The following is a 1,266-nucleotide window of genomic DNA, read 5'->3' as shown; positions in this document are numbered from 1 at the left end:
CGGATGTATTCGTCCATATCGGTTTTCAGGTTGTCGGACTTGGTGCCGAAGATGGCCTGCACGCCGGAGCCAGCGACGACTACGCCGGCTGCGCCCAGTTTCTTCAGGCCCGCCTGGTCGACTTTGGACACGTCGGCCACGCTGACGCGCAGACGGGTGATACAAGCATCCAGGTTAGTGATGTTTTCTTTACCGCCGAAGGCCTGAACCAGCGCCGCGGACATTTCGGAACCGCCCTGCGCAGTCTGCTCGGCAGCGGTGTCTTCACGGCCCGGAGTTTTCAGATCCAGCTTGGCGATCAGCACGCGGAAGATGGTGTAGTACACCAGACCGTAGACGATGCCGACGATTGGGAACAGCCAGATTTTGCTGCTGTTGCCGCTCAGTACGATAAAGTCGATCAGGCCGTGCGAGAAGCTGGTGCCGTCACGCATGCCCAACAGGATGCAGATTGGGAACGCCAGGCCGGCCAGGATAGCGTGGATCACGTACAGGATCGGCGCAACGAACATGAAGGAGAACTCGATCGGCTCGGTGATACCGGTCAGGAACGAGGTCAGCGCGGCGGAGATCATGATGCCGCCGACTTTCGCGCGGTTTTCCGGCTTGGCCGAGTGCCAGATGGCGATGGCCGCAGCAGGCAGACCGTACATTTTGAACAGGAAGCCGCCGGACAGTTTGCCCGCGGTCGGGTCGCCCGCCATGTAGCGAGGGATGTCGCCGTGGAACACCTGGCCCGCCGCGTTGGTGAATTCACCGATTTGCATTTGGAACGGCACGTTCCAGATGTGGTGCAGACCGAACGGCACCAGAGCACGCTCAACCACGCCGTAAATGCCGAAGGCCACGACCGGGTTCTGATAAGCCGCCCACTGCGAGAAGGTCTGGATAGCCGTACCGATCGGCGGCCAGATGAAGGACAGCACTACGCCCAGAACGATCGCCGCCAGACCGGAAATGATCGGCACGAAACGCTTACCGGCAAAGAAGCCCAGGTATTCCGGCAGTTGAATGCGGAAGAAGCGGTTGAACATATAGGCCGCGATGGCGCCGGAGATAATCCCCCCGAGCACGCCGGTATCCGCCAGGTGTTTGGCCGCAATCTCTTCAGCCGGCAGGTGCAGCACCAGCGGCGCAACCACCGCCATGGTTTTCACCATGATGCCGTAGGCCACCACCGCCGCCAGCGCGGAAACGCCGTCGTTGTTGGTGAAGCCCAGAGCGACGCCGATGGCGAAAATCAGCGGCATATTGGCGAAGACCGAA

The 1,266-nt window shown here is 60.9% G+C and carries 1 protein-coding gene; it reads right to left on the bottom strand.

What is annotated here, in order from left to right:
- A partial coding sequence (gene ptsG, locus ADK28_RS02540; protein ID WP_048794796.1) for a PTS glucose transporter subunit IIBC occupies positions 1 to 1,266 on the bottom strand: 1,266 nt, incomplete at both ends.

The organism is Serratia sp. 506_PEND, assembly GCF_001076875.1.
GTDB classification, from domain to species: Bacteria; Pseudomonadota; Gammaproteobacteria; order Enterobacterales; family Enterobacteriaceae; genus Serratia; species Serratia marcescens.
This window is presented reverse-complemented; position numbering and strand designations above follow the sequence as displayed.